This is a genomic window from Pseudomonas sp. RGM2987, assembly GCF_022952855.1.
Classification (GTDB): Bacteria; Pseudomonadota; Gammaproteobacteria; order Pseudomonadales; family Pseudomonadaceae; genus Aquipseudomonas.
The window spans coordinates 1-4,141 of the sequence record NZ_JALJDX010000055.1; the positions used below are offsets into that span (position 1 = coordinate 1).

The window sequence follows — 4,141 nt, forward strand, 5'->3', positions numbered from 1 at the left end:
CGCGAAAGCGGTGGGTCTGTTGGAGTTGATGTTGAATGTATTACCGCCTTCGCGAGCAAGCCCGCTCCCACAGGGGTTTGGCGGTGGATGGGCTATTTGCGCTTGTAACTTTTGCTACCGCCAGGCGTAAGGCAATACACCCCGCCCCGGGGACCAACGCAATAATTGCCGCTGCCGCATTGGCAACCATCGACCTGTTTGAGCAACGACTGCGGCCGGGCTTCGTTGCGACGCCCCAACACCGCAGAACAGGATTTCTTCGAAGCGCTGATAGACCCATCGTTACACAGAAAAGTATCGCCATCACACCCGGCGACCCCACCCTTGCGTCCGGAGCAAGGTTGATTAGCCGCTATGGCCGAAGTACCCAGGCCCAACAACAGGATGACGACACTGATACGAAGTGAACCGGATATTCCATGAGGTAGATTCATGACAGCTTCCTGGCTGAAAAGTAGCCTTATGCTATCACTGCATGTCCACCTGCATCTAGCGCCCGCAAAACCTCACCCTCGACAACATCCGCAAATCCCCCTCCCGGTAATAGTCGTCACTCCAGCTGTCATCCACCGCCAGTGGATTGACCTGCTTGAGGGCGAGTTTTTTGGCGAAGTAGCGAAAGCGATAGTGCTCGTAGAAGCGCAGCAGTTCCAGCCCGTAGCGGTCGGCCAGGTCGGTGTCGCCCTGGATGATCAGGTAGTTCTCGTCGTTGCTGCCACTGGCGGCGGCGCTCAGGTTGTGGCTGCCGCTGATGATGGTCGGCGTGTCGCTGGTGAAGTCGGTGACGATGGCCTTGGTGTGCACCAGCAGGTTGCCTTTCTGGCCTTTCATGTTCTCCCGGAGCCAGCCTTCCAGGCCGGTATTGAGCAACGCGGTGGCGGCGAACTCGGCGGTGCGGTCGGCATGGAAACCGGTGATGCGACTCTTGGTATTTTGCAAACCGTAGCGCAACACGTCGTCGTTGGGCTGGCCGAGCAACGCGTCGAGGATTCGGTCCGGCAGCACGAAGGCGGTGACAAACAGCAGGTCTTTGCGGGCGGCATTGATGATCTCGACGAAACGCTCCAGGTCGCCCTCGCCCGAGCGTGGCGAGAACCCGGCGAACAGCGGCTGTTCCGGGGCCATGGGGTTGTTGAGGGTCAACCATTGGCGAGTGGCATCGACGTCCTGTGGCGCGGCCCAGATCTGTTCGAATACCTGGCGATAACTGTCGCTTATCCGTGGATCGTCCAGTACATGGACCACATTGGCCTGGCGGTAGACGCCATTGGCGGTAAAGTTGGTGCTGCCGCACAGCACCGCTTCGGGTTGTAACGCACCCTCGCCGTCGACCTTGCTCAGGACGATGAACTTGTCGTGGAAAATGCTCTGGGTCACCCGGCCCCGCTTGTTGGCTGTCGGCAGCTTTTCGAGGCTGGCCTCATTGCGCAGCGTGGTGTCGTCGCCTGGCTCGGCGTGATAGAGCACTCGTACCCGGGCGCCGCGAGCATGGGCGGCGTTGACCGCGTCGACGATCACCGGCAGTTCGTACTCATAGATGGCGACATCCAGGGCCCAGGTGGCATCCAGCGCCCGGTCGATGAAACCGATCAAGCGCCCCAGCAGGCCATTTTCCAGCCAACGGCGCGGCGCATCGGGCCAGTCATCGATGGAGAGGTTTTTGTTGGCACTGATCAACGCATCCACCTCGGGAAATTTTCGTTGAAAAGCCTGGCTCGCGGCCACGGCGCGGTTGAAGATCACCCGTTGGTTGGCCGGTTGGCCGTCGTCGCTGGTGACCGTGACCTCGAGGAACTCGCCCAACTGCGGCGCATCGGGACTGCCATAAGCCAGATGCACGCGGTAATGCATCGTCACACCCGGGTTGACGGCGTAGTCGGCCCAGCGAAATTTCTGCAACGGCGCCTTGTCGCTGGGGGTAGCGTGGAACTGCGGGAAAGTATGGGCCTTGCCCGGAAAGGTCAGGCTGTTGAACAGGAACAACCACGGCTTGTCGCCCTGTTGTTTTTCGATGGCAAAGCCCAGCAAGCCCTTGCGCCGGTTTTCAGCCAGGTCCATGGCGAGTAGCACACCGTTGGTGCCGGCATAGGCCTTGACCCGGAAATCGTCCTGGGGGTTGGTGACGAGGATGCGCATGGTTCACTCCTTGTGAGGGCTGGCTGAGGACAGTGTAGTGATCCAGCTCAGGTGTGTAGAACCGGGACCGAGGTGATGTCTTCGCGAGCAAGCCCGCTCCCACACTTGATCGGTAGCGACCCAAAATGAATGAGCGCTGCACACATTGTGGGAGCGGGCTTGCTCGCGAAAGCGTCCGACCAGGCGCCTCTAATTCCGGCTCATCACGCCTGGTCAATATGCCGATACTCAGCACCTAACCCCAGCGCCAACTGCCGGCCCCTACCCAGACGGATCGGGCCGCGCTCGATGTCGATCAGCAGGCACGGGCAATCCAGCAACGGCGGCGACAACCCTTCCTTCACCCGCCCATCGGTCATCACCAACACCCGCTGCTGCTCCGCCGGATAGCGCTTGCGCCGGGCGGTCAACCAGCGTCCGGCCTCGTTCAGCGCCGCCAGCAGCGGTGTACCGCCACCGGCGCCCAGGCTGTCGAGCCAGTCCCGCAGCCCGGCGCTGGCCCTGAGGCCCTGCACCTGCCAGTTCGGTGCGGTGCCGCTGGCCGTCAGCAGTGCCAAGCAGGCGCGCTGTCGGTAAGCGTCGTCGAACAGTTGCGCCAACAAACCTTTGCCATCGCTCAGGGCGTGGTGACGCCGGGTGGACGCCGACGCATCGACGATCACCAGCCACAGCTCATGGGGCGAGCGATGCCGTGCCTGAAACAGCAAATCTTCCCGGCGGCGTGGACGGCCCTTGAGCAGGGTTGCGGGCCAGTTCACCGCACCACTGGCGGCGGCTTTGCTGCGACCCTGGCGCCCGTGGTCCAGCCGGCCTGCCCGGGGTCTGGCATTCGCCCCCGCAGCCGAACGGGGGCGAATGCCTAGGGCTTTTTTGGCCAGCTCGGCACGTCGCGCCGGGCGCCGGTCGGTAACGCCCGGGCCGGCAGGTCGCCCCACTGGCCCTGGCCTTGCTGCGGCTGCGAGGCGCTGTCAGCCGTCGTCGGTGCCTGGGACGGCGCCGGTGCAGGCGCCGAATGCCCGCGCCGGCGGTGACGCAAGGCAAACTCGGCCACCGCGTCGATGTCTTCAGCACCGATGGCGTCGGCTCCGCGCCAGGCGGCATGGGCTCGGGCCGCCCGCAGCCAGACCAGGTCGGCGCGCAGGCCATCGACCCCAGCGGCAAAGCAACGCTCGGTAATCTGCCCCAGGGCCCAATCATCCAGGGGGATCGCCGCCAGGCGCTCGCGGGCCTGCTGGCAACGCTCGCGCAGTTGCTGTTGGGCCGGCGCCCAGTGCGCGCAGAACGCCAGCGGATCGCTGTCGAAATCCAGCCGACGACGGATGATCTGCCCACGCTCGGCGGGCGCAGCATGGCCGACCAGAGCCACGTTCAGACCAAACCGGTCAAGCAGTTGCGGACGCAATTCACCTTCTTCCGGGTTCATGGTGCCGATCAGCACAAAGCGCGCCGGATGCCGGTGGGAAATGCCGTCGCGCTCGATCAGGTTGGTGCCGCTGGCGGCGACGTCGAGTAACAGGTCAACCAGGTGATCGGGCAGCAGGTTCACCTCATCAACGTACAACACGCCACCGTCGGACTTGGCCAGCACGCCAGGAGAAAACTGCGCACGCCCTTCTCCCAGCGCCGCATCGAGATCAAGTGTGCCCACCAGCCGCTCTTCGGTGGCGCCCAGGGGCAAGGTGACGAATTGACCGCTGGCGAGCAGATCCGCCAGGCCTCGGGCCAGGGTGGACTTGGCCATGCCCCGCGGGCCTTCGATCAGCACGCCGCCGATTTTCGGATCGATCGCGGCCAGGCACAGCGCCAGCTTCAGGTCATCGGCGCCGACCACGGCACAGAGCGGGAAATGCGGGGTGTGGGTCATGGGTGAAGTCTCATGGATGATCGGTGGTTACTGTAGGCAGTGGCTTACTGTGGTGAAGGGGCCGTTGTGGCGAGGGAGCTTGCTCCCGCTGGGCGCGCCAGCGCCCCTTGCCGCGCGACGGCTAAAATCATAGGTCTGCTT

The 4,141-nt window shown here is 63.7% G+C and carries 4 protein-coding genes; all 4 read right to left on the bottom strand.

The features are described 5' to 3' along the window. Positions 1–92: 92 nt before the first annotated feature. The gene (locus RGM2987_RS00430) at positions 93–434 is read right to left on the bottom strand and encodes a hypothetical protein (protein WP_245138147.1); all 342 of its coding nucleotides are present in this window, start codon (positions 432–434) and stop codon (positions 93–95) included. 55 nt (positions 435–489) lie between these two features. After that, on the bottom strand, positions 490–2,136 hold the full coding sequence (locus RGM2987_RS00435; protein WP_245138148.1) for a phospholipase D-like domain-containing protein: 1,647 nt from the start codon (positions 2,134–2,136) through the stop codon (positions 490–492). A gap of 203 nt (positions 2,137–2,339) precedes the next feature. Beyond that, the gene (locus RGM2987_RS00440; protein WP_245138149.1) at positions 2,340–3,071 is read right to left on the bottom strand and encodes a VWA domain-containing protein; all 732 of its coding nucleotides are present in this window, start codon (positions 3,069–3,071) and stop codon (positions 2,340–2,342) included. Next, complete coding sequence (locus tag RGM2987_RS00445) at positions 2,996–4,000, bottom strand: AAA family ATPase (RefSeq protein ID WP_245138150.1); 1,005 nt, start codon at positions 3,998–4,000, stop codon at positions 2,996–2,998. The genes RGM2987_RS00440 and RGM2987_RS00445 overlap by 76 nt, the downstream gene beginning before the upstream one ends. Positions 4,001–4,141: the final 141 nt, after the last annotated feature.